The organism is Streptomyces sp. enrichment culture, assembly GCF_964273145.1.
Lineage (GTDB): Bacteria > Actinomycetota > Actinomycetes > Streptomycetales > Streptomycetaceae > Streptomyces.
The window spans coordinates 2,174,981-2,198,862 of record NZ_OZ186873.1 but is presented as its reverse complement, the minus strand read 5'-3'; the positions used below and the strand labels follow the sequence as shown (position 1 = coordinate 2,198,862).

Annotated in this window: 19 protein-coding genes; 9 read left to right on the top strand and 10 right to left on the bottom strand. The window is 73.7% G+C overall.

The window, feature by feature from the left end; translation table 11 throughout:
- The first annotated feature begins 233 nt into the window (after positions 1-233).
- Positions 234-1,064 (top strand): ammonia-dependent NAD(+) synthetase, encoded by an 831-nt coding sequence (gene nadE / locus ACSU6Z_RS09935; protein ID WP_437044597.1) that lies wholly within the window; start codon positions 234-236, stop codon positions 1,062-1,064.
- Between the two features lie 124 nt (positions 1,065-1,188).
- Here nadE and ACSU6Z_RS09930 read toward each other — a convergent pair whose 3' ends face one another.
- Positions 1,189-2,241, bottom strand: coding sequence for a LacI family DNA-binding transcriptional regulator (locus ACSU6Z_RS09930; RefSeq protein ID WP_437044596.1), 1,053 nt, complete (start codon positions 2,239-2,241; stop codon positions 1,189-1,191).
- A 338-nt stretch (positions 2,242-2,579) separates the two neighbouring features.
- Here ACSU6Z_RS09930 and ACSU6Z_RS09925 point away from each other — a divergent pair, with 338 nt between their 5' ends.
- From ACSU6Z_RS09925 to ACSU6Z_RS09915, 3 genes are read left to right on the top strand one after another with little or no spacing between them, the layout of a single operon-like run.
- Entirely contained in the window at positions 2,580-3,731 is a 1,152-nt protein-coding gene (locus ACSU6Z_RS09925) for a Gfo/Idh/MocA family protein (protein WP_437044595.1), read from the top strand.
- Complete coding sequence (locus ACSU6Z_RS09920) at positions 3,728-4,888, top strand: dihydrodipicolinate synthase family protein (RefSeq protein ID WP_437044594.1); 1,161 nt, start codon at positions 3,728-3,730, stop codon at positions 4,886-4,888. The genes ACSU6Z_RS09925 and ACSU6Z_RS09920 overlap by 4 nt, the downstream gene beginning before the upstream one ends.
- Before the next feature lie 29 nt (positions 4,889-4,917).
- Positions 4,918-5,715, top strand: a complete 798-nt coding sequence (locus ACSU6Z_RS09915) for a sugar phosphate isomerase/epimerase family protein (RefSeq protein WP_437050250.1) — start codon at positions 4,918-4,920, stop codon at positions 5,713-5,715.
- A 161-nt stretch (positions 5,716-5,876) separates the two neighbouring features.
- Here the strand turns inward: ACSU6Z_RS09915 and rbsD are convergent, their stop codons facing one another.
- The 6 genes from rbsD to map form a co-directional block, all read right to left on the bottom strand.
- The gene (gene rbsD, locus ACSU6Z_RS09910) at positions 5,877-6,266 is read right to left on the bottom strand and encodes a D-ribose pyranase (RefSeq protein WP_437044593.1); all 390 of its coding nucleotides are present in this window, start codon (positions 6,264-6,266) and stop codon (positions 5,877-5,879) included.
- Positions 6,263-7,204 carry a ribokinase gene (locus ACSU6Z_RS09905; protein ID WP_437044592.1) on the bottom strand — a complete coding sequence of 314 codons (942 nt, stop codon included), beginning with the start codon at positions 7,202-7,204 and terminating at the stop codon, positions 6,263-6,265. The genes rbsD and ACSU6Z_RS09905 overlap by 4 nt, the downstream gene beginning before the upstream one ends.
- Positions 7,205-7,331: 127 nt before the next feature.
- Positions 7,332-9,278, bottom strand: a complete 1,947-nt coding sequence (locus tag ACSU6Z_RS09900; RefSeq protein WP_437044591.1) for an ABC transporter permease/substrate-binding protein — start codon at positions 9,276-9,278, stop codon at positions 7,332-7,334.
- Positions 9,268-10,806 carry a sugar ABC transporter ATP-binding protein gene (locus tag ACSU6Z_RS09895; protein ID WP_437044590.1) on the bottom strand — a complete coding sequence of 513 codons (1,539 nt, stop codon included), beginning with the start codon at positions 10,804-10,806 and terminating at the stop codon, positions 9,268-9,270. The genes ACSU6Z_RS09900 and ACSU6Z_RS09895 overlap by 11 nt, the downstream gene beginning before the upstream one ends.
- Positions 10,803-11,837, bottom strand: coding sequence for a LacI family DNA-binding transcriptional regulator (locus ACSU6Z_RS09890; protein ID WP_437044589.1), 1,035 nt, complete (start codon positions 11,835-11,837; stop codon positions 10,803-10,805). Before ACSU6Z_RS09890 ends, ACSU6Z_RS09895 begins: the two co-directional genes overlap by 4 nt.
- 218 nt (positions 11,838-12,055) lie before the next feature.
- A complete protein-coding gene (gene map, locus ACSU6Z_RS09885) occupies positions 12,056-12,835 on the bottom strand; it encodes a type I methionyl aminopeptidase (protein WP_437044588.1) in 780 nt (259 codons plus the stop codon).
- A 66-nt stretch (positions 12,836-12,901) separates the two neighbouring features.
- On the opposite strand from map, the gene ACSU6Z_RS09880 reads away from it, so the two are divergent.
- The 3 genes from ACSU6Z_RS09880 to ACSU6Z_RS09870 all read left to right on the top strand — a co-directional run bounded on the left by ACSU6Z_RS09880 (position 12,902) and on the right by ACSU6Z_RS09870 (position 17,266).
- Positions 12,902-13,204 carry a helix-turn-helix transcriptional regulator gene (locus ACSU6Z_RS09880; RefSeq protein WP_437044587.1) on the top strand — a complete coding sequence of 101 codons (303 nt, stop codon included), beginning with the start codon at positions 12,902-12,904 and terminating at the stop codon, positions 13,202-13,204.
- A gap of 266 nt (positions 13,205-13,470) precedes the next feature.
- The gene (gene recD2, locus ACSU6Z_RS09875; protein ID WP_437044586.1) at positions 13,471-15,726 is read left to right on the top strand and encodes an SF1B family DNA helicase RecD2; all 2,256 of its coding nucleotides are present in this window, start codon (positions 13,471-13,473) and stop codon (positions 15,724-15,726) included.
- Positions 15,727-15,976: 250 nt separating this feature from the next.
- The gene (locus tag ACSU6Z_RS09870; protein WP_437044585.1) at positions 15,977-17,266 is read left to right on the top strand and encodes a citrate synthase; all 1,290 of its coding nucleotides are present in this window, start codon (positions 15,977-15,979) and stop codon (positions 17,264-17,266) included.
- 693 nt (positions 17,267-17,959) lie between these two features.
- On the opposite strand, the gene ACSU6Z_RS09865 is transcribed toward ACSU6Z_RS09870, so the two are convergent.
- The gene (locus ACSU6Z_RS09865; RefSeq protein WP_437044584.1) at positions 17,960-20,242 is read right to left on the bottom strand and encodes a heavy metal translocating P-type ATPase; all 2,283 of its coding nucleotides are present in this window, start codon (positions 20,240-20,242) and stop codon (positions 17,960-17,962) included.
- A 114-nt stretch (positions 20,243-20,356) separates the two neighbouring features.
- Positions 20,357-20,596 (bottom strand): heavy-metal-associated domain-containing protein, encoded by a 240-nt coding sequence (locus ACSU6Z_RS09860; protein ID WP_437044583.1) that lies wholly within the window; start codon positions 20,594-20,596, stop codon positions 20,357-20,359.
- Positions 20,597-21,011: 415 nt separating this feature from the next.
- Here ACSU6Z_RS09860 and ACSU6Z_RS09855 point away from each other — a divergent pair, with 415 nt between their 5' ends.
- Entirely contained in the window at positions 21,012-22,055 is a 1,044-nt protein-coding gene (locus ACSU6Z_RS09855) for a zinc-dependent alcohol dehydrogenase family protein (protein WP_437044582.1), read from the top strand.
- A 100-nt stretch (positions 22,056-22,155) separates the two neighbouring features.
- Here ACSU6Z_RS09855 and ACSU6Z_RS09850 read toward each other — a convergent pair whose 3' ends face one another.
- Complete coding sequence (locus ACSU6Z_RS09850) at positions 22,156-22,356, bottom strand: helix-turn-helix transcriptional regulator (RefSeq protein WP_437044581.1); 201 nt, start codon at positions 22,354-22,356, stop codon at positions 22,156-22,158.
- 357 nt (positions 22,357-22,713) lie between these two features.
- On the opposite strand from ACSU6Z_RS09850, the gene iolC reads away from it, so the two are divergent.
- Positions 22,714-23,664, top strand: a complete 951-nt coding sequence (gene iolC, locus ACSU6Z_RS09845) for a 5-dehydro-2-deoxygluconokinase (protein ID WP_437044580.1) — start codon at positions 22,714-22,716, stop codon at positions 23,662-23,664.
- Positions 23,665-23,882: the final 218 nt, after the last annotated feature.

The window sequence follows — 23,882 nt, the reverse complement described above, 5'->3', positions numbered from 1 at the left end:
CGTGCCGGCGCGTCACCGGACCGGTCCGGGTCCGCGCGGGCACCGGGCCGCGCGACGCCTTCGCCGCCCCACGGGGAACACGCCGGTGGGCCGGCCCCCGGGCCGCGGGGCGGGCGCGGCACCCGGCGCGACCGTGGCACCGTGCCCGGGTGCGGCCCCGATCCGCTGGAAACGCCCTGGGTAGGGTAGGCGCGAGAGCACAGGCACACCACGGACCGGAACGAGGAGCAGACGTGAGCGAACCGGCGTCCATCGCCCTGCAGCAGGAGATCGCCCGGGAGCTTCAGGTCGCCGAGACCTTCGACGCCGAGCGGGAGATCGAACGCCGGGTGGCCTTCCTCACCGAGCGGCTCACCTCCACCGGCCTGCGCTCCCTCGTGCTCGGCATCAGCGGTGGCGTCGACTCCACCACCGCCGGCCGGCTGTGCCAGCTCGCCGTCGAGCGGGCCCGGGCCGCCGGGCACGAGGCGAGGTTCTACGCGATGCGGCTGCCCTACGGCGTGCAGGCCGACGAGCACGACGCCCGGCTCGCGCTCTCCTTCATCCGGCCCGACCACGTGCTGACCGTGGACGTCAAGCCCGCGAGCGACGCCGCGCTGGAGGCGGTGCGGGCCTCCGGCGTGACCTTCCGCGACGCCCACCACCAGGACTTCGTGCACGGCAACATCAAGGCACGGCAGCGCATGATCGCCCAGTACGCGGTGGCCGGCGCGCACGACGGCCTGGTCGTCGGCACCGACCACGCCGCCGAGGCGGTCTCCGGCTTCTTCACCAAGTTCGGCGACGGCGCCGCCGACCTGGTCCCGCTGACCGGCCTGACCAAGCGCCGGGTGCGCGCCGTCGCGGAGGCGCTGGGGGCACCCGCCGAGCTGGTGTGGAAGACCCCGACGGCCGACCTGGAGTCCCTCGACCCGGGCAAGGCCGACGAGGACGCGCTCGGTGTCGGCTACGACGACATCGACGACTTCCTGGAGGGCAAGCCGGTGGACGAACGGGCCTTCGAGAAGATCGTCGACCGCTACCGCCTCACCGACCACAAGCGGCGCCTGCCCATCGCCCCCTGAACCGGGGCGCCTCGCGGCCCGTCGCGCCCTGGGACCCGGAGCGCGACGGGGCCGGGGAGGGTACCGGCACCGGGGCCACGGCCGGCAGCGGTACGGGACCACGACCGGCACCGGAGGCGGTCGCCTACCCCTCGCCGCGCGGCACCCCGGTCGACCCCCGTACCATCAGCTCCCCCCGCGCCGTGGCGATGCCCCCGGGCGGCGGTTCCTCCCGGCCCATCGCGATGCGCCCGGCCCGCGCTCCGGCCTCGGCCAGCGGCAGCCGCACCGTCGTCAGCGCGGGCACCGCGTCGATGCTGAACGGCAGGTCGTCGAAGCCGGCCACCGACACGTCCTGGGGGATCCGCAGCCCGGACTCGCGCAGCGCCGCGCACGCGCCCAGCGCGACGGAGTCGTTCGCGGCGACGACCGCGGTCAGGGACGGGTCCCTGCGCAGGAGCTCGAGCGTGGCCTCGTAGCCGGACCGCCGGTCGTAGCGGCCGTGGACCGTGCGGCGCGGGTCGTCCTCGATGCCGTGCGCGGCGAGCGCGGCCCGGTGGCCCTCCAGGCGGTGGCGCGTGGTCGTCCGCTCCTGCGGGCCCGCGATGTAGCCCAGCCGCCGGTGCCCCAGCCCGATCAGGTGCTCGGTCAGCTCCCGGCCGCCGCCGCGGTTGTCGAACGTCAGGGCGATCGCCTCGGTGTCCGGCGCGGGCGGGCGCCCGCACAGCACCACCCGGGTCCCGGCGTCGCCGAGCTTGCGCAGCTTCGCCGCCACGGCCGCCTTGTGCGGCTCGTTCTCCACCGCGCCGCCGGTCAGGACGACGGCCGCCGCCCGCTGCCGCTGGAGCAGCGTGAGGTAGGTCAGCTCGCGCTCGGGGGAGCCGCCCGTGTTGCAGACGACGGCGAGGTGCTCCCCGCCCGCCCGGCCGCCGGGCCCGCCGATCTCGGACTGGATGGCGCTCGCCATGATGCCGAAGAAGGGGTCGGCGATGTCGTTGACCAGGATGCCCACCAGGTCGGAGGTGGCGGCGGCCAGTGCGCTCGCCGGCCCGTTGAGCACGTAGTCCAGCTCGTCGACCGCCCTCAGCACCCGCTCGCGGGTGGATGCGGCCACGGGGTAGTTCCCGTTCAGCACGCGCGACACCGTCGCGGGGGAGACCTGCGCGCGGGCCGCCACGTCCGCCAGGGTCACCGTCATGTCCTCGTCCTCCGGTCGCTCCGGTCGCGCCTTGCGCCGTACTCGCCGTGGCCCGCCGCGCTCCGCCGCACGCCGCCGGTCACCGGGGTGCGGACAGCCGGCTCCGCCACGGCGGGGACGGCTCCTGCCGGTCAGACCCTACGGCCCCGGCCGGCCCCGTTCTCCCCCGGACAACTCCGCCGTGCGGCGGTCTTGTCCAGACCACCGTGCACAGGCTAGCTTCGTCCCGTATAGAAAGCGCTTGCTGTGAGGCTCGAAGGTCATCGGGCGACCGGTGGTGGGGCACGTGCGGCGCGCGGACCGCGTACGACGCGTACGACGTGTACGAAGGGAATGACGTGACACGCAAGACGGTGCGTATCGCCATGAACGGCGTGACCGGGCGCATGGGCTACCGCCAGCACCTCGTCCGCTCGATCCTGGCCATCCGCGAGCAGGGCGGCCTGGATCTGGGCGACGGCGCCGTGCTGTGGCCGGAGCCGATCCTGGTCGGACGCCGTGAGCACGCGCTCAGGGCACTGGCGGAGCGGCACGGCCTGGAGCACGTCTCGACGGACGTGGACGCGGTCCTCGCCGACGAGAGCGTCGACATCTACTTCGACGCGCAGGTCACCTCCGCCCGCGAGGAAGCGATCAAGAAGGCGATCGCGGCGGGCAAGCACATCTACACCGAGAAGCCGACGGCCACCGGTTTCGAGGGCGCGCTGGAACTGGCCCGCCTGGCCGCCGCCAAGGGCGTGAAGCACGGCGTCGTCCAGGACAAGCTGTTCCTGCCCGGCCTGCTCAAGCTCAAGCGGCTCATCGACGGCGGCTTCTTCGGCCGCATCCTGTCCGTGCGCGGCGAGTTCGGCTACTGGGTCTTCGAGGGCGACTGGCAGGAGGCCCAGCGCCCCTCCTGGAACTACCGCGCCGAGGACGGCGGCGGCATCGTCGTCGACATGTTCCCCCACTGGGAGTACGTGCTGCACGAGCTGTTCGGCCGCGTGAAGTCCGTCCAGGCCCTCACCGCCACCCACATCCCGCAGCGCTGGGACGAGAACGGCAAGCCCTACGACGCCACCGCCGACGACGCCGCCTACGGCGTCTTCGAACTCGACGGCGGGGCGATCGCCCAGATCAACTCCTCCTGGACGGTCCGCGTCAACCGCGACGAACTGGTGGAGTTCCAGGTCGACGGCACCGAGGGCTCCGCCGTCGCGGGCCTGCGCAACTGCCGGGTCCAGCACCGCAGCGCCACGCCCAAGCCGGTGTGGAACCCGGACATCCCGGCGACGTACTCCTTCCGCGACCAGTGGCAGGAGGTCCCCGACAACCAGGAGTTCGACAACGGCTTCAAGGCCCAGTGGGAGCTGTTCCTCAAGCACGTCTACGCCGACGCCCCCTACCACTGGGACCTGCTGGCCGGCGCCCGCGGCGTGCAACTCGCCGAGCTGGGCCTGAAGTCCTCGGCCGAGGGCCGCCGCATCGAGGTCCCGGAGGTCGGGCTGTGACCCTCCGCCTGCCGGACGCGAACGGCGCGCTGCGCTCCTACGAGCCCCGCGCCGAGCCCCTCGCCCTCACCCCGGGAAGCGCTTTCACCTCCCGTACGGTCTTCTCGGCGGCCCACGTCGTCGCCGACCCGTACGCCGACACGACCCCCGACTCGCCCGCCGCCGTCGACTGGGACGCCACCCTCGCCTTCCGCCGCCACCTGTGGGCGCACGGCCTGGGCGTCGCCGAGGCGATGGACACCGCCCAGCGCGGCATGGGCCTGGACTGGGCGGGCGCCGCCGAGCTGATCCGCCGCAGCGCCGCCGAGGCGAAGGCGGTCGGCGGCCGGATCGCCTGCGGCGTCGGCACCGACCAGCTCACCACCGCCGGCCCCCGCACCCTGGAGGAGGTCCGCCGCGCCTACGAGGAACAGCTCGCCGTCGTGGAGGAGGCGGGCGCCCAGGCCATCCTCATGGCCTCCCGCGCCCTCGCGGCCACGGCGAAGGGCCCCGAGGACTACCTGGAGGTCTACGGCCACCTGCTCCGCCAGGCCGCCGAACCGGTCGTCCTGCACTGGCTCGGCCCCATGTTCGACCCGGCGCTGGAGGGCTACTGGGGCTCGTCCGACCTGGACACCGCCACCGACACCTTCCTGGAGGTCATCGCCGCCCACCCCGACAAGGTCGACGGCATCAAGGTCTCCCTCCTGGACGCCCGGCGCGAGGTCGACCTGCGCCGCCGCCTCCCGCACGGCGTGCGCTGCTACACCGGCGACGACTTCCACTACCCCGAGCTGATCGCGGGCGACGAACAGGGCTTCAGCCACGCCCTGCTCGGCATCTTCGACCCGCTGGGCCCGCTGGCGGCCGAGGCGGTCCGCGTCCTGGACACCGGGAACGTGGAGGGCTTCCGCGCCCTGCTCGACCCCACCGTCGAGCTCTCCCGCCACCTCTTCCAGGCCCCGACCCGCTTCTACAAGACGGGCGTGGTCTTCCTGGCCTGGCTCGCCGGCCACCAGGACCACTTCGCGATGGTCGGCGGCCTGCAGTCGGCCCGCTCCCTGCCGCACTTCGCCCGCGCCTACGAACTCGCCGACGGCCTCGGCCTGTTCCCGGACCCGAAGCTCGCACAGGAGCGGATGCGGACCCTGCTCTCCCTGTACGGGGTGGCCCAGTGACCGGACTCGAGCGTTTCAGCATCAACCAGATGACGGTCAAGCAGCTGTCGGTGCCCGAGCTGGTCGAGGCGTGCGGCCAGGCGGGCGTCGGCAAGGTGGGCCTGTGGCGCGAGCCCGTCCGGGAGCACGGCCTGGAGGCCACCGCGAAGCTGGTCCGCGACGCGGGCCTGGCGGTGACCACGCTGTGCCGCGGCGGCTTCCTCACCGCGATCGACCCCCAGGAGCGGGCACGCGCCCTGGCCGACAACCGGCGGGCCGTCGACGAGGCCGCGACCCTGGGCACCGACACCCTCGTCCTGGTCTCGGGCGGCCTGCCCGCCGGTTCCAGGGACCTGCGCGGCGCCCGGGAGCGCATCGCGGACGCCCTCGCCGAGCTCGGCCCGTACGCCGAGGAGCACGGGGTCCGCCTGGCCATCGAGCCGCTCCACCCGATGTTCGCCTCCGACCGCTGCGTGGTCTCCACCCTCGCCCAGGCCCTGGACCTCGCCGAACGCTTCCCCGCCCACCAGGTCGGCGTCACGGTCGACACGTACCACATCTGGTGGGACGACACGGCGCCCGCGCAGATCGCCCGGGCCGGCGCGGGCGGCCGCATCCACACCTTCCAGCTCGCCGACTGGACGACCCCGCTGCCGGAGGGCGTCCTGAACGGCCGCGGCCAGATCGGGGACGGCGCGGTCGACATGCGGGAGTGGAAGGGGTACGTGGAGGCCGCCGGGTACACCGGCCCCATCGAGGTGGAGCTCTTCAACGAGGGGCTGTGGGCGCGCGACGGGCGGGAGGTGCTGGCGGAGACGGCGGCGCGCTTCGTGGAGCACGCCCTGTAATCCGGAGCTGACCGGCCCGGCTCCGACCGGTCCTGACGGCCCCTCCGCCCACCCCTGTTCCGGGGTGGGCGGAGAGGCCGTGCGGCGACCTCGCGCCACAGGTCCCGGCGCCCGAAGCCGTCACCGCCCGGCGAACGGGGCGCCCTCGTCCGCGGGTCCGGTCAGAAGAAGACCCCGCACCGCAACAGCACGTTCGCGTACGGCCGTGCCTCCCCGGTCCGTACCACCAGCCGCGCCCCGCGGGACAGTTCCTTCAGCCGTTCGTGGGGGACGAGGGCGAGCCCGGGGAAGTACCCGTCGAGCAGCGCCGCGGCCTGCGCGTTCGCCTCCCGCACCTCCGCGGCCGCCGTCGCGCCCTCCACCACCAGCTCGGCCAGCAGCCCGTCCAGCACCTGGGCGAACGAGGGCACCCCGGCCCGGAACGCCAGGTCCACCACCCGCGGGCCGTCCGGGATCGGCATGCCCGCGTCGCACACCAGCACACCGTCCCCGTGGCCCAGCTCGGCCAGCGCGCCGCAGAGGTGGCGGTTGAGGATCCCGGCCTTCTTCACCGCGCCCCCTCCTGCGTGTCCTTCGTCCCTCCATCGCCCAGCGCGTCCACCTCGGCCGCCGTCGGGTACGACACCTGCGCCCCCGGCCTCGTCACGGCCGCCGCCCCGACCCGCGCCGCGTACGCCGCCGCCCGCGCCAGGTCCCAGCCCGCGCCGAGCCGCCAGGCCAGCGCCGCGGTGAACGCGTCCCCGGCGCCGGTGGTGTCGACGGCGTCCACCGCCACGGACGGGACCCGCGCGACGCCCTCCGCCGAGGCCACCAGGGCACCCTCGGCCCCGAGGGTGACCACGACCGAGCGCGGGCCCTTCGCCAGCAGCAGCCGCGCCCAGTCCGCCGGCTCACCGCTCACACAGGAGTCGCCGAGGACGACCCGCGCCTCGTGCTCGTTGACGATCAGCGGGTCGCAGGCCGCCAGCACCTCCCGCGGCAGCGGGCGCGGCGGTGACGGGTTGAGGACGAAGCGGCTGCCCGGCGGCAGGTTCCGGACCACCTCCACGACCGTCTCCAGCGGGATCTCCAGCTGGGCCGACACCACCCGGGAGGCGTGCAGGAGGCTGCCGGCCGCGCGGACGTCCTGCGGGGTCAGCCGCGCGTTGGCGCCCGGCGAGACCACGATGCTGTTGTCGCCGGACGGGTCCACCGTGATCAGCGCGACGCCGGTCGGGGCACCGCCCACCAGGACGCCCACCGTGTCGACACCGGCCGCCCGCTGCGAGGACAGCAGCAGCCGGCCGTGGTCGTCGGCGCCGACCCGGGCCAGCAGGGCCGTACGGGCCCCGAGACGGGCGGCGGCGACCGCCTGGTTGGCGCCCTTGCCGCCCGGGTGGACGGCCAGGTCGGAGCCGAGCACCGTCTCGCCCGCGCCCGGCCGCCGCTCGACGCCGATCACCAGGTCGGCGTTGGCCGATCCCACGACCAGCAGGTCGTAGTCGTACATGAACCCTCTTCCCGAATCACCCGACAGCCCGAACCCGAGCACGAGCCCGCACACGCACCGGCCGTCCGCCGTTGCCGGCCGCCGGCCCTGAACCGGTGGCCGGCCACCGGCCGGCCACCACCGGCCGTCAGCCGCCGAACCCGGCCACGTTCTCCCTCGTGACCACCTTCACCGGCACCTTCACCCTCTCCTCGACCCGCTTGCCCTCGGCGGCGCGCAGCGCGTTGTCCACGGCGATCCTGCCCAGTTCCCTCGGCTGCTGCGCCACGGAGGCGTACAGTGTGCCCGCCTCGACCGCCTTCAGCCCGTCCGGGGTGCCGTCGAAGCCGACGACCTGCACCGACTTCCCGGCCTTGGACCCCAGCGCCTTGATCGCGCCCAGGGCCATCTCGTCGTTCTCGGCGAAGACGCCGTCGATGTCGGGATGGGCCTGGAGCAGGTTCGTCATCACGTCCAGGCCCTTGGTGCGGTCGAAGTCCGCGGGCTGCCTGGCGACGACCTCGATGCCCGGGTACTTCTTCAGCCCGGCCGCGAAGCCCGCCCCGCGCTCCCGGCTGGCGGAGGTGCCCGCCTGGCCCTGGAGGATCACGATGGTGCCCCTGCCGCCGAGCTTCTCGGCCAGCGCCTTCGCGCCCAGCTCGCCGCCCTCGACGTTGTCGGAGGCGACCAGCGCGGACGTGTCCGCCCCGTTGACGCCGCGGTCCACGGCGATGACGGGGATGCCGGCCCTGTTCGCCGAGCGGACCGAGGGGCCGGCCGCGTCGGAGTCCACCGGGTTGACGACGACGGAGGACAGGCCCTCGCTGGTGAAGTTCTGCAGCTGGTTGGCCTGCTGCGAGGCGTCGTTCTGGGCGTCCGTGACCGTCAGGTCCACGCCCAGCTCCTCCGCCCGCTCCTGGGCGCCGGCCCGGATCTGCACGAAGAAGGGGTTGTTGAGCGTCGATAGCGACAACCCGATCCCGCGGTCCTTTCCGTACGAGGAGCCGCTGTGCAGCAGCGAGGTCGCCCCGACGACGGCCACCGCGACGACCGCGGCGATCACGTACGTCAGCGCCTGCCTGCCCTTGCCGCCCGGCGTGCCCGCACCGGCCGCCGGGGCGCCCGCCCCCGCCTTGCGGCGCACGGTGTCCAGCAGCACCGCCAGCGCGATGACGACACCGATGACGACCTGCTGCCAGAACGCGGACACCGACAGCAGGTTGAGGCCGTTGCGCAGCACCGCGAGGATCAGCGCGCCGATCAGCGTGCCCGACGCCTTGCCGGTGCCGCCCGCGAGCGAGGCGCCGCCGATGACGACCGCGGCGATGGCGTCCAGCTCGTAGCCCTGCGCGGCCTGCGGCTGCGCGGAGGAGAGCCGGGCGGCGAGCACGATGCCCGCGGCGGCGGCGAACAGGCCGGAGAAGGCGTAGACGGCGAGTTTCTGCCGCTTCACCCGCAGTCCGGACAGCCGCGCCGCCTCCTCGTTGCCGCCGATCGCGTACATGGACCGGCCGATGTACGTCCGCCCCAGCACGAACGCCGTCAGCAGCCCCATCACGACCATCACGAGCACCGGCGCCGGCAGCCACCCGCCGAGCGTGTCACCGAGGTGCGAGACGGAGTCGGGGAACGCGATCGGCGACCCCTGCGATATCACCAGCGACAGCCCCCGCCCCACCGACAGCATGGCCAGCGTCGCGATGAACGGCGGCAGCTTGCCGTACGAGACGAGGAAACCGTTCACCAGCCCGCAGGCGATGCCGGTGGCGACCGCCAGCAGCACCGCGAGCGGCACCGGGACCCCGGCCTGTGTGGCGGACCAGGCCAGCACGGTCGCCGACAGCGCGGCCACCGAGCCGACCGACAGGTCGATGCCGGCCGAGACGATCACGAAGGTCACGCCGAAGGCGAGGATCGCGGTCACGGCGGCCTGGACGCCGACGTTGAGGAGGTTGTCGGCGGTCAGGAAGTCCCCGGACAGCGCCGACATGGCGACCACGAGGACGATCAGCGCGGTCAGCGCGCCGTTGTCGAGCAGCAGGCGGCGCAGCCCGCCGGAGGTGCCCGGCCTGCTCTTGAGGGTGTCAGTGGCCACCGGGGGCCTCCGTTCCGTTGCTGGTGTCCGTGCCGCCGGCGGGGGTGCCGACGGCGAGTGCCATCACGGCGTCCTGGGTGGCCTCCCCGGCGGTGAGTTCGCCGGCGACCCGGCCCTGTGCCATGACCAGCACCCGGTCGCTCATGCCGAGCACCTCGGGCAGGTCGCTGGAGATCATCAGGACGGCGGCGCCCTGCGCGGTCAGTTCGTTGACGAGCTGGTAGATCTCGACCTTGGCGCCGACGTCGATGCCGCGTGTCGGCTCGTCGAGGATCAGCACCCTGGTGTCGGCCAGCAGCCACTTGCCGATGACGACCTTCTGCTGGTTGCCGCCGGAGAGCGTGCGCACGTGCTGGCCGAGGCCGGACATCCGCACGCCGAGCTGCCCGGCGACCCGGGCCGCCGCCTCGCGCTGCCCCTTGAGGTCGACGAGCCCCGCGCGGGAGGCCGACCGGAGGGTGACCAGCCCGAGGTTCTCCTCGACGGACGCGTCCAGGACCAGCCCTTGGCCCTTGCGGTCCTCGGGCACCAGCCCGATCCCGGCCGCCATGGCGGCGTTCACGTCGTGCCGCCGCAGGGGTACGTCCCCGACGCGCACGCTGCCCGCGTCGTAGGGGTCGGCGCCGAACACGGCCCGGACGACCTCGGTGCGCCCGGCACCGACGAGGCCGGCGATGCCGACCACCTCCCCGGCGCGCACCTCGAAGCTCACGTCGTGGAAGACGCCGTCGCGGGTCAGTCCCTCGACCTTCAGCAGCACGGCGCCGGTCGCGGGCCGCTCGCGCGGGTACTGCTGCTCGATGGAGCGGCCCACCATCAGCCGTACCAGCTCGTCCTCGGGCGTGGAGGCGGGCACCCGGCCGACGCTGCGCCCGTCGCGGATGACGGTGACGCGGTCGCCGAGCGCGGCGATCTCCTCCAGGTGGTGGGTGATGAAGACGATCCCGACGCCGTCCTCGCGCAGCTTCCGCACGATGGCGAACAGCTTCTCCACCTCCTCGGAGGTGAGCACGGCGGTCGGCTCGTCCATGATCAGTACGCGCGCGTCCAGGCTGAGCGCCTTGGCGATCTCCACCATCTGCAGCCGCGCGATGCCCAGGTCGCGCACCCGCGCCCGCGGTGACACGTCGACCCCGACCCGCCGCAGCAGCACTTCGGCGTCGGCCTCCATCCGCTTCCGGTCGATCATCCCCAGGCGGCGCGGCTGCCGCCCGAGGAAGATGTTCTCGGCGACCGTCAGGTCCGGGACGAGGTTGAACTCCTGGTAGATGGTGGCGATCCCGAGCCGCTCGGAGTCCTGCGCACCGTCGATGCGCACCTCCTCGCCGTCGACGAGGATCCGCCCGGCGTCGGGCGTGTAGGCGCCGGAGAGCATCTTGATCAGCGTGCTCTTGCCGGCGCCGTTCTCACCGAGCAGCACGTGGACCTCGCCCCGGCGCAGGTCGAAGTCGACGCCGTCGAGCGCGACCACGCCGGGGAAGGCCTTGCGGAGGCCCTCGATGCGCAGCAACTCGTCCGCGTTGCTCACGTCGTACTCCTTCGTACGGGGGAGGGGGACTGCGGGGTTTCCGGCTCGCCGCACGAGCGGCGGACGACGAGCCGGGCGGGAAGGGTGACGGACCGCGGCGTCCGCCCCTCGATCCGGTCGACCAGCGCGCGCACGGCGGCACGCCCCAGTTCGCCGGTCGGCTGGGCGATCGCGGTGACCGGCGGATCGGTGTGCACGAACCAGGGGATGTCGTCGAAGGCGGCCAGGGCCACGTCCCGCGGCACGCGCATCCCGCGCGCGCGTACGGCGTCCAGCGCGCCGAGCGCCATCAGGTTGTCGGCGGCGAAGACGACCTCGGGCGGCTCGGGCAGGTCGAGGAAGCCCTCGGTCACCCGGCGTCCGCTGGCCGCCTGGAAGTCGCCCTGCCCGATGTAGGCGTCGGGCAGTTCCAGCCCGAACTCGCCGAGCGCGTCCCGGAAGGCGCCCACGCGTTCCCGCCCGGTCGTGGTCGCCGCCGGCCCGGCGATGATCGCCAGCCGCCGGTGCCCGAGCCCGTGCAGGTGCGCCACGAGGTCCCGCACGGCCGCCCGCCCGTCCGACCGCACCACCGGCACGTCCACGCCCGGGATCCACCGGTCCACGAACACCATCGGCGTCCCGGCCCGCGCGGCCTCCAGCATCCGCGGCGAGCCGCCGTCGGTGGGGGAGACCAGCAGTCCGTCGATCCGCCGGTCCAGCAGCGTCGTGACGTGGTGGTCCTGGAGGTCGGGCCGCTCGTCGGCGTTGCCGATGACGACGCTGTACCCGAGCGCGCGGGCCTCCTCCTCCACGGACCGGGCCAGTTCGGTGAAGTACGGATTCAGCACGTCGCTGATGACCAGCCCGAGGGTGCGGGTGGTGTCGGTGCGCAGCGACCGGGCGACGGCGTTCGGCCGGTACCCCAGTTCCTCGACGGCGGCCAGCACCCGTGCCCGGGCGGCGGCGCTGACCGACGGATGACCGTTCAGGGCACGCGACACCGTCGCGACGGAGACCCCCGCCGCGGCGGCGACGTCCTTGATGCTCGCCATCGCCGTTTCCACCTCCTCGTGGAATCGATTACACGGAGGATTGGAAACGATTACACGCCCGCGTGACAAGACCCCGGGGTGGCCGAAACCCAATCGTGACCCTGGCGAGATCGCGTGCCCGGCGGCGCGGCGCGCCGTGGTCCCGCCCCGCGGCCGCCTCCGCTCGGGCCCCGGTCCGCCACCGCGCCGGCCGGATCACCGCGCCCCACGGCGTGCGGTCACCCCGCCCGCTTCGGCAGGGTGAGGATCTCGGCCCCGTCCTCGGTGATGGCGATGGTGTGCTCGCTGTGGGCCGACCGGCAGCCCGTGGCGCTGCGGAGCGTCCACCCGTCGGCGTCGGTGACCAGGCGCGCGGTGTCCGCCATGACCCACGGCTCCAGGGCCAGCAGCAGCCCGGGGCGCAGCTGGTAACCGCGGCCCGGCCGCCCGGTGTTGGGCACGTGCGGGTCCTGGTGCATCGTCGATCCGATGCCGTGACCGCCGAACTCGGTGTTGATCGGGTATCCCGCCTCGCCGAGGACGGTGCCGATGGCGTGGGAGATGTCGCCGATGCGGGCCCCGGGCCCGGCGGCGGCGATCCCCGCGGCCAGCGCGCGCTCGGTCGCCTCGATCAGCGCGACGCTCCGCGGGGGCCTGGCGCCGCCCACGAGGAAGCTGACGGCCGCGTCCGCGGTGACTCCGCCCCGCGTGACGGCGAGGTCGAGGGTGAGCAGGTCGCCGTCGGCGAGCGTGTAGTCGTACGGCCGTCCGTGGAGCACGGCGTCGTTGACGGACGTGCAGATGTAGTGGCCGAACGGGCCGCGTCCGAAGGACGGCGCGTAGTCGACGTAGCAGGACGTGGCTCCGGCCTCGACGATCATGTCCTTGGTCCACCGGTCGATGTCCAGCAGGTTGGTGCCGACCGTGGTGCGGCCCTTCAGCGTCCTCAGGATGTCGGCGACCAGGGCGCCGGTGTCCCTCGCCCGGGCCAGCAGGGTGGAGTTCAGGATCTCGATCATGTGGTGTCCTTCTCGCGCTTCCAATAACAATACCGGTCTTACTGTACCGGTATTAGAATCGGGGCCATGGTCAGACTGCCGCTCACCCCCGCCGAAGTGGAACGCGGGCAGCGCCTCGGCGCCCTCCTGCGACGGGCCAGGGGGGAGCGCTCGATGCTCGATGTCGCGCTCGCCGCCCGGGTCTCACCGGAAACGCTGCGGAAGATCGAGACGGGCCGCGTGGCCACCCCCGCCTTCCCGACCATCGCGGCCATCGCCGACGTCCTCGGCCTCTCCCTCGACGCGGTGTGGGCCGAGATCAGCCGGCCCGGGCCCGGCCTGGCGCCGGCCGGCACCGGCCACCACGCGCAGGAGCGGCTGGCCTCGTAGGCCCCCGCCGGAGCCGGACGCGGAACCCGCGTGCGGACCGCGTCCGCCGTCGTGGGCACCCGCTCCCGCGGGCGCGGTGCGACCCGGCACGCGCGCACCCGGACCGGACGGCCCGGCCCCGACGCTCCGGGCCCCCTCGAGCCGTTCGCCGCGGGCGCCGGGCCCCGCGGCGATCGCGCGCGTCCCCCTGCGGCCCGTGTCCCCGGCGTGCCGATGCGCCCCCTTCCGGGCGGCACGCTGTCACAGCCCCCCGGTACCGTCGGATCATGCCCAGCCACCCCGCGGCCGCCGCCCCCGGCGAACGAAGGCTCGCCGTCGTCGAAGGCGTCCTGGAACGCATCACGTACGCCAACGAGGAGAACGGCTACACCGTCGCCCGCGTCGACACCGGCAGAGGCGCCGGCGACCTGCTCACGGTCGTGGGCGCGCTGCTCGGCGCGCAGGTCGGGGAGTCCCTGCGCATGGAGGGCCGCTGGGGCTCGCACCCGCAGTACGGCAGGCAGTTCCACGTGGAGAACTACACGACGGTGCTGCCGGCCACCGTCCAGGGCATCCGCCGCTACCTCGGATCCGGCCTGGTCAAGGGCATCGGGCCGGTCTTCGCCGACCGCATCACCCAGCACTTCGGCCTGGACACCCTGAGGATCATCGAGGAGGAGCCGGAGCGGCTGATCGAGGTTCCCGGCCTGGGCCCCAAGCGGACCCGGAGGATCGCCGACGCCTGGGAGGAGCAGAAGGCGATCAAGGAGGTCATGCTCTTCCTCCAGACCGTCGAGGTGTCGACGTCGATCGCGGTGCGGATCTACAAGAAGTACGGCGACGCCTCCATCTCCGTCGTGAGGAACCAGCCCTACCGGCTCGCGGCCGACGTCTGGGGCATCGGCTTCCTCACCGCCGACAAGATCGCGCAGTCCGTCGGCATCCCGCACGACAGCCCGGACCGGGTGAAGGCCGGGCTCCAGTACGCCCTGTCGCAATCGGCCGACCAGGGCAACTGCTACCTGCCCGAGGAGCGGCTCATCGCCGACGCGGTCAAGCTCCTCCAGGTCGACACGGGCCTGGTCATCGAGTGCCTCGCCGAGCTGGCCGAGCCGCCCGAGGACGGCGGCGACCCCGGCGTGGTCCGCGAGAAGGTGCCCGGCCCGGACGGCGGCGACCCCGTCACGGCCGTCTACCTCGTCCCCTTCCACCGCGCCGAACTGTCCCTCTCCGCCCAGCTGCTGCGCCTGCTGCGCACCGACGAGGACCGGATGCCGTCCTTCCGCACCGTCGACTGGGACAAGGCGCTCGGCTGGCTCAAGGGCCGTACGGGCACCGACCTCGCCCCCGAGCAGGAGGCCGCCGTCAAGCTGGCGCTGACCGAGAAGGTCGCCGTCCTTACCGGCGGCCCCGGCTGCGGCAAGTCCTTCACCGTCCGCTCCGTCGTGGAGCTGGCCCGCGCCAAGCAGGCCAAGGTCGTGCTCGCCGCGCCGACCGGGCGGGCCGCCAAGCGCCTGTCCGAGCTGACCGGCGCCGAGGCCTCCACCGTCCACCGCCTGCTGGAGCTCAAGCCCGGCGGCGACGCCGCCTACGACCGGGACCGCCCGCTCGACGCCGACCTGGTGGTGGTCGACGAGGCCTCCATGCTGGACCTGCTGCTCGCCAACAAGCTCGTCAAGGCGGTCCCGCCCGGCGCCCACCTGCTCTTCGTCGGAGACGTCGACCAGCTTCCCAGCGTCGGCGCCGGCGAGGTGCTGCGCGACCTGCTGGCCGACGGCAGCCCGATCCCGTCGGTGCGGCTGACGCGCGTGTTCCGCCAGGCCCAGCAGTCGGGCGTCGTCACCAACGCCCACCGGATCAACTCCGGGCAGCACCCGGTCACCGACGGCATGAAGGACTTCTTCCTCTTCGTCGAGGACGACACCGAGGAGGCCGGCCGGCTCACGGTCGACGTCGCGGCCCGCCGCATTCCGGCCAGATTCGGGCTGGACCCGCGCCGGGACGTCCAGGTGCTGGCCCCCATGCACCGGGGCCCGGCCGGAGCGGGCACCCTCAACGGCCTGCTCCAGCAGGCCATCACGCCCGGCCGCCCCGACCTGCCCGAGAAGCGGTTCGGCGGCCGGGTCTTCCGCGTCGGCGACAAGGTGACCCAGATCCGCAACAATTACGAAAAAGGGGAGAACGGCGTCTTCAACGGCACCGTGGGCGTGGTCACTTCCCTCGACCCGGTCGAGCAGCGCCTGACGGTGCTGACGGACGAGGACGAGGAGGTCCCGTACGAGTTCGACGAACTGGACGAACTGGCCCACGCGTACGCGGTGACCATCCACCGTTCCCAGGGCAGCGAGTACCCGGCCGTCGTGATCCCGGTGACCACGGGCGCCTGGATGATGCTCCAGCGCAACCTGCTCTACACGGCGGTCACCCGCGCGAAGCGGCTCGTGGTCCTGGTCGGCTCCCGCAGGGCGATCGGGCAGGCGGTGCGCACGGTCTCGGCGGGCCGGCGCTGCACGGCGCTCGACTTCCGGCTCGCGGGCCCCTGAGGCGGCGCCGGACCCCGCCGGAGCGGTCGTTCCGACCGCCCGGTGAAAAATGATCGATCAAATGAGTCGCAAAGGTCACAAGGCACTTCCGAAAGAGGGACACAGGGGGCAGGATGAGCAAGTTGACGGCACTGAGTGCCGTCGATAGGCCCGATGGTCGACCCCGAGTGCACTCTCCTGAGCCAAGTGGGGGATGGTAGAGACAGTCAGGGCACCTCGAAGATGAGGCACTACGTCGGTGAGGGAAGACGTGAGCGACAACTCTGTAGTACTGCGGTACGACGGCAGCGAGTACACCTACCCGGTGATCGACAGCACCGTCGGCGACAAGGGCTTCGACATCGGCAAGCTGCGCGCCCAGACGGGTCTGGTGACGCTGGACAGCGGGTACGGCAACACCGCCGCCTATAAATCCGCCATCACCTACCTCGACGGCGAGGCGGGCATCCTCCGGTACCGCGGCTACCCGATCGAGCAGCTGGCCGAGCGCTCCACCTTCCTGGAGGTGGCCTACCTGCTGATCAACGGCGAGCTGCCGACCGTCGACCAGCTCACCGCGTTCCAGAACGACATCACGCGGCACACCCTGCTGCACGAGGACGTCAAGAACTTCTACAAGGGCTTCCCGCGCGACGCCCACCCGATGGCCATGCTGTCGTCGGTCGTCTCGGCGCTGTCCACCTTCTACCAGGACAGCCACAACCCGTTCGACGAGACGCAGCGCAACCTCTCCACCATCCGCCTGCTCGCCAAGCTCCCGACGATCGCGGCGTACGCGTACAAGAAGTCGATCGGCCACCCGTTCGTCTACCCGCGCAACGACCTGGGCTACGTCGAGAACTTCCTGCGCATGACCTTCTCGGTCCCGGCGCAGGAGTACGAGCTGGACCCGATCGTGGTCTCGGCGCTGGACAAGCTGCTGATCCTGCACGCCGACCACGAGCAGAACTGCTCGACCTCCACGGTCCGCCTGGTCGGTTCCTCGCAGGCGAACATGTTCGCCTCCATCTCCGCCGGCATCAACGCCCTGTGGGGTCCGCTGCACGGCGGCGCCAACCAGTCCGTGCTGGAGATGCTGGAGGGCATCCGCGACTCCGGCGGCGACGTCGACTCCTTCATCCGCAAGGTGAAGAACAAGGAGGACGGCGTCCGCCTGATGGGCTTCGGCCACCGGGTCTACAAGAACTTCGACCCGCGCGCCAAGATCATCAAGGCTGCCGCGCACGACGTGCTGTCCGCCCTCGGCAAGACCGACGAGCTGCTGGACATCGCGCTGAAGCTGGAGGAGCACGCGCTCTCCGACGACTACTTCACCGAGCGCAAGCTCTACCCGAACGTCGACTTCTACACCGGTCTGATCTACCGGGCCATGGGCTTCCCGACCGAGATGTTCACGGTCCTGTTCGCCCTCGGCCGCCTGCCGGGCTGGATCGCCCAGTGGCACGAGATGATCAAGGAGCCGGGATCCCGCATCGGCCGTCCGCGCCAGATCTACACCGGCGTGGTCGAGCGCGACTTCGTCCCGGTCGAGGAGCGCTGAGCCCCCTCCTCCCGAGCTCCGGACCCCGGCCTCGAACCCCGCACCCCGGGGCTCGGGGCCGGGGCCGGGACGCCTTCGGCCCCGTATCCGGTCCACCGGGTGCGGGGCCGGTTCCATGACGCCGGGATCCCCGGGGGTCCCGGACGGCGGAAGGCCGCCTGAACGGCGGAAAGCGCCCCGGCGCGCCGGTCCCCCCACGGGCCGACGACCAGGGCGCTTTCCCATGTCCCGGTGCGGATTCCCCCCACGGGATCCGGCCGGGCGCTTGTGTGGACAGCGCCTGAATCGCTGTGTGAACGCGATGGGCGGAACCCGTCGCGCTCGTGCAGTCGCAGTGTGCGGTCTGCCGGGACAGCGCACGCCCGGGAGGGCCGCTCAAAGCTTCCCGGTGTACGTGCCCCGGCAACGCTCCTCCAGGCTCTCGGCGTCGTACGAGTCGCGCTCGAGCCGGGAGGTACCCCCAACTGAGGAAGTCCCCCAAGACATCCTCAGGTGCCAGGTGGCGCCCCCCAAGACGCTGCCTGACACCGCCAACTTAGACCTTCGAATCCCTTCGAGGGTTACGTTCACATCACTGTGATCTGCGTCTCTTGCATATGTCCTTTAGGTACGCAAGAGCTCCGATATGCCGATCGGAGCCCAATCGTAAGGATGATGCGCGAGCCTTGTGAAGAGCTTATGTGAGGCGGCGGTTCAGTGAAAGGCCCGGAGCCGCAGGCTGTTCGTGACGACGAACACGGAGGAGAAGGCCATCGCCGCGCCGGCGATCATCGGGTTCAGCAGTCCGGCGGCGGCCAGCGGCAGCGCGGCCACGTTGTAGCCGAAGGCCCAGACGAGATTGCCCTTGATGGTGCCCAGCGTCCTGCGCGCCAGCCGGATCGCGTCCGCGGCCGCCCGCAGGTCCCCGCGCACCAGCGTCAGATCGCCCGCCTCGATCGCCGCGTCCGTGCCCGTGCCCATCGCCAGGCCCAGGTCGGCCGCGGCCAGCGCGGGGGCGTCGTTGATCCCGTCGCCGACCACGGCGACCGTCCGCCCCTCGCCCTGGAGCCGCCTGACGACGTCGACCTTGTCCTCGGGCAGTACCTCCGCGATCACCTGGTCGATCCCCACGGCGCGGGCCACCGCCTCCGCCACCGCCCGGTTGTCCCCGGTCAGCAGCACCGGCGTCAGCCCCAGCGCGCGCAGCTCGCGCACCGCCTCGGCGCTGGTGTCCCGCACCGCGTCGGCGACGGCGACGACCCCGCGCGCCGCCCCGTCCCAGCCGACCACGACCGCCGTGCGGCCGTCCCGCTCGGCCCTCTCCTTGGCGCGCGCCACATCCTCGGGGAGCGGGCCCGCGGTGTGCTCGGCGAGGCGCCCCACGGCCACCGCGCGGCCCTCCACGCGTGCGCGCACGCCCCGCCCGGGCACGCTCGCGAAGTCCTCGGCGGCGGGCAGCGGACCGACCCGCTCCGCGGCACCGGCGGCGATCGCCCGGGCCACCGGGTGCTCGGAGGCGTGCTCGACGGCACCGGCCAGCCGCAGCACCTCCTTCTCGTCGGTGCCCTCGGCGGCGTACACCTCCTGGAGGGTCATGCGGCCGGTGGTGACGGTGCCGGTCTTGTCCAGGACGACGGTGTCGACGCGGCGGGTGGACTCCAGGACCTCGGGGCCCTTGATGAGGATGCCGAGCCGGGCGCCGCGCCCGGTGCCGACCATCAGCGCGGTCGGGGTGGCCAGGCCCAGGGCGCACGGGCAGGCGATGATCAGCACCGCGACGGCCGCGGTGAACGCGGCGGCCGTGTCGCCGGTGGCGCCCAGCCGGCCCCCGAAGGTGGCGGCGGCGATCAGCAGCACCACCGGGACGAAGATCCCGGAGACGCGGTCGGCGAGCCGCTGCACCTGCGCCTTGCCGCTCTGGGCCTCCTCCACCAGCCGCGCCATCCGGGCCAGCCGGGTGTCCGCGCCCACCCGGACGGCCTCGACGACCAGCCGGCCCCCGGCGTTGACGGTGGCGCCGGTGACCGTGTCGCCGGGCGCCACGTCCACCGGCGCCGACTCGCCGGTCAGCATCGAGGCGTCCACCGCGGAGGAGCCCTCCACGACGGTGCCGTCGGTGGCGATCTTCTCGCCCGGGCGGACGACGAACCGGTCCCCGACGGCCAGCCGGTCCACCGGTATCCGCACCTCGCGCCCGTCCCGCAGCACGGCCACGTCCCGGGCGCCCAGCTCCATCAGCGCCCTCAGCGCGGCCCCGGCGCGCCGTTTGGAACGGGCCTCCAGCCAGCGGCCGAGGAGGAGGAAGGCGGTGACTCCGGCGGCGACCTCCAGGTAGATCGCCGAGGCGCCGTCCGTGCGGGAGACGGTGAGGTCGAAGCCGTGCCGCATGCCCGGCATGCCCGCGTCGCCGAGGAACAGCGCCCACAGCGACCAGCCGAACGCGGCCAGGGTGCCGAGGGAGACCAGGGTGTCCATGGTGGCCGCGCCGTGCCGCAGGTTGGTCCAGGCGGCGCGGTGGAAGGGCAGCCCGCCCCAGACGACGACGGGCGCGGCGAGGGTGAGCGAGAGCCACTGCCAGTTGTCGAACTGGAGCGCCGGGACCATCGCGAGCAGGACGACGGGGGCGGCGAGGAGGGCGGAGACGACGAGGCGCCCGCGCAGGGCCGCCGACTCCGGGTCGTCCGCCGCGCCGCCGGCCGGGGCGTCGGTCGCGGCGGGCGTCTCCCGCCGCGGGGGGTCGGGTTCCCGCGCCGTGTACCCGGTCCTCACCACGGTCGCGATCAGGTCGGCGACCTCGGTGCCGGCGGGGAAGGTGACCTTGGCCTTCTCCGTCGCGTAGTTCACCGTGGCGGTGACGCCGTCCATGCGGTTGAGCTTCTTCTCGACGCGGGCCGCGCAGGACGCGCAGGTCATCCCGCCGATGAGCAGTTCGACCTCGGAGAGTTGCGACGGCTCCGGCGCGGTGTCCGCGGGGGATGTGGGGGTGGTGCTGGTCATGTCCGGACTCCAGGCGGCGGCGGACCGGGCCGCGCGGCGCCGGGCGGGGCGGCCGGCGGCCCGGTCACGAGGGGTGCTCGACGGGGTGTTCGACGGCGGGCCGGTCCGCCGGCCTCAGGCGGTGCCGGTGAGCTCGTAGCCCGCCTCGTCGACGGCCGCGCGCACGGCCTCCTCGTCGAGCGGGGCCGCGGAGACGACGGTGACCTCACCGGTCGAGGCCACGGCCTGCACCGAGCTGACGCCGGGGATCTGGGAGATCTCGCCGGAGACGGCGCCCTCACAGTGTCCGCAGCTCATTCCGCTCACCTTGTAGACGGTGGTGACGGAACCCGGGGTGTCGGTCTGGGCGGTCATGTCGCATCTCCTCATCGGGGTCGGTGCGGGGTCGCTGTCCTGAACGGGTGCCCACGGGACCGCGTGCCACGGGGTCGCGCGCCACGGGAAGGACGCGCCGGACGGCCGCGTACCGCGGAGGCCGGGCGCCCGGGGCGCGCGTCCCGAGGGGCCGGTGTGGCCCACGGTGGGATCCCATGCCTCCCACTGTACCCCTAGGGGGTATGCGTGTCGCTCGCCCGGGCCGCGGGCCGGAAGACGCGTCCTCCGGGGCCCTGCGCGAAGGGGTGCCGCGCGCGTGCCGCCGGCCGCACGGGGAGGGAGCGGCCGGGGAAGGGGGCGGCGGGTGGGACGGCGGGCGCGCGGATAGCGTGTCGCCCGGCGCCCGGGGCGGACCGGATGAACCGGGCGGAGAAGCCAGGAAGGACGGGACCGCATGCGAGCGGTGGTGTTCGAACGATTCGGGGAGCCGGCCGAGGTGCGGGAGGTGGCCGACCCCCGGCCCGCGGAGCACGGGGTCGTGGTCCGCGTCGAGGCCACCGGACTGTGCCGCAGCGACTGGCACGGCTGGCAGGGGCACGACCCCGGCATCACCCTGCCGCACGTGCCCGGACACGAACTCGCCGGCGTCGTCGAGGCGGTGGGCGGGCGGGTGGCCGCCTGGCGCCCCGGCGACCGGGTCACCGTGCCCTTCGTCTGCGCCTGCGGGACCTGCGGGGCGTGCGCGGCGGGCGACCAGCAGGTCTGCGAGCGGCAGACCCAGCCCGGGTTCACCCACTGGGGCTCCTTCGCCCAGTACGTCGCCCTGGACCACGCCGACGTGAACCTCGTCGCCGTCCCCGAGGACATGTCGTTCGCGACGGCGGCCTCGCTCGGCTGCCGGTTCGCCACGGCGTTCCGGGCCGTGGTGCAGCAGGGCCGGGTGGCGGCGGGGGAGTGGGTCGCGGTGCACGGCTGCGGCGGGGTGGGCCTGTCGGCGGTGATGATCGCGGCGGCCTCGGGCGCGCGGGTCGTCGCGGTCGACGTGTCACCGGCGGCGCTGGAGCTCGCGCGGACGTTCGGGGCGGCGGAGTGCGTGGACGCCGCCCGGACCGAGGACACGGCGGCGGCGGTCCGCGAGCTCACCGGCGGCGGCGCGCACCTCTCCCTGGACGCGCTCGGCTCCCCGGCCACCTGCGCGGCGTCCGTCGACGGCCTGCGCCGCCGGGGCCGCCACGTCCAGGTCGGCCTGCTGCCCTCCCCGTCCGGCACCACGCCGGTGCCCATGGCCCGCGCGATCGCCCTGGAGCTCGAACTGCTCGGCAGCCACGGCATGGCCGCCCACACCTACCCGCCGATGCTGGAGCTGGTCCGCACCGGCGCGCTCCGCCCGGACCTGCTGGTCACCTCCACCCTCCCGCTGGACGCGGCCCCCGGCGCCCTGGCCGCGCTGGGCACGGCCCCGGGGGCGGGGGTGAGGGTCGTCGAGCCCTGGAGCTGACACCGGGACGTTCCCGCACGGGCGGCCGCCCGTGCGGGAACGTCCCGCCGGAGAGTCCACCGGTGGCCGCGGGGCCGGGCCGGCGGGGGCCGCGGCGGGGTCAGTCGCCGCGGCGGGACCGGTTGCGCGGCCGGGCGGCCACCCACGCCCGGATGGTGTCGGCGTACCAGTAGGGCTTGCCGCCCTCCACGTGGTCGGGCGGGGGCAGCAGGCCGTGCTTGCGGTACGACCGCACGGTGTCCGGCCGCACCTGGATGTGGGCCGCGATGTCCTGGTAGGACCAGAGCTTTCGGCCGGTCATGGTCGTCCACCTCCCCGCGCGCGCCGCGGCGACGGCCGGGATGGCCGTCGGGGGGAGCCGGGCGCGGCGCTGGCGTTCGTCAGCCTGCGCCCGGTGAACGAGGGCGGGCGCCGGTCGGTCGGGCGCTGTGCGCGGGTGTGACGTAACCCCTGCGGGCCTGCGACATGTGTGACACGAAGGGGGTGTTTGTGACACGAGTGCCGCACAAGCGCGTGCCGGCTCCTGGGCGTGGCGTGTTGACTCCGGCCGGGCGAAGACTCCGTTCCCACCCCCGTTTCCCTCATGTCCGGACAAAACGTTGACAGTCGCGGCGGGCAGGACTACAAAGCCGGGGGAAAACGCGACGAAGGGGTCACGATGGTGTACGACCTGATCACCATGGGGCGGATCGGCGTGGACCTCTATCCGCTGCAGACCGGCGTCCCGCTGGCACAGGTCACGTCCTTCGGCAAGTTCCTCGGCGGTTCCCCGGCCAACGTCGCGGTCGCCGCCGCCCGCCTCGGACGCCGTACGGCGGTGATCACCCGCACCGGCGACGACCCCTTCGGCGCGTACCTGCGCCAGGCCCTGCGCGGCTTCGGCGTCGACGACCGCTGGGCCGCCCCCGTGCCCGGACTGCCGACGCCCCTCACCTTCTGCGAGGTCTTCCCGCCCGACGACTTCCCGCTCCACTTCTACCGGCACCCCAAGGCCCCCGACCTGGAGATCGGCGCCCACGAGCTCGACCTCGACGCCGTCCGCGGCGCGCGGGTGTTCTGGGTGACCGGCACCGGACTGTGCGAGGAACCCAGCCGTACGGCGACCCTCACCGCCCTCGCCCACCGCGGCGGGGCCGGGCCGACCGTCCTCGACCTCGACTGGCGGCCCGTGTTCTGGCCCGACCCGGAGGCCGCCCGCCCCCTCTACGCCCGGGCGCTGCGCCACGCCACCGTCGCCGTCGGCAACCTCGACGAGGTGGAGGTCGCCACCGGCGTCCGCGAGCCGCACGCCGCCGCCCGCGCGCTCCTGGACGCCGGGGTGGAGCTCGCGGTCGTCAAACAGGGCCCGAGGGGCGCCCTGGCCGTCGCCCGCGACGGCACCTCGGCAGAGGTCCCCCCGCTGCCGGTGACCGTCCTCAACGGCCTCGGCGCCGGTGACGCCTTCGGCGGTTCGCTCTGCCACGGCCTGCTCGCGGGCTGGGAGCTGGAGCGGACCGTGCGGCACGCCAACGCGGCCGGCGCCATCGTCGCCTCCCGCCTGGAGTGCTCCTCCGCGATGCCCACGCCGGACGAGGTGGCGGCGGCCCTGGCCGCCGGAGCCGTGCGGTGAACCCGCCGTCCCGGGTGCCGCCCTGCGAGCGGCGCGGCGCCCGCGGCCCCGCTCCCTCCCCGACGGCCTCCGGCGCTCCCCGCGTGCCTCCTGTCTACGCGGGGACCGAAACGCCCGACACTGTGTCGGGCGCGTCCCCGCCCCGCGGACTGATGGGATGGGCCCCAGGCCGCGGCCCGGCCGTCGCCGGCCGGGGCCCGCGAGCCGTACGAACGGCA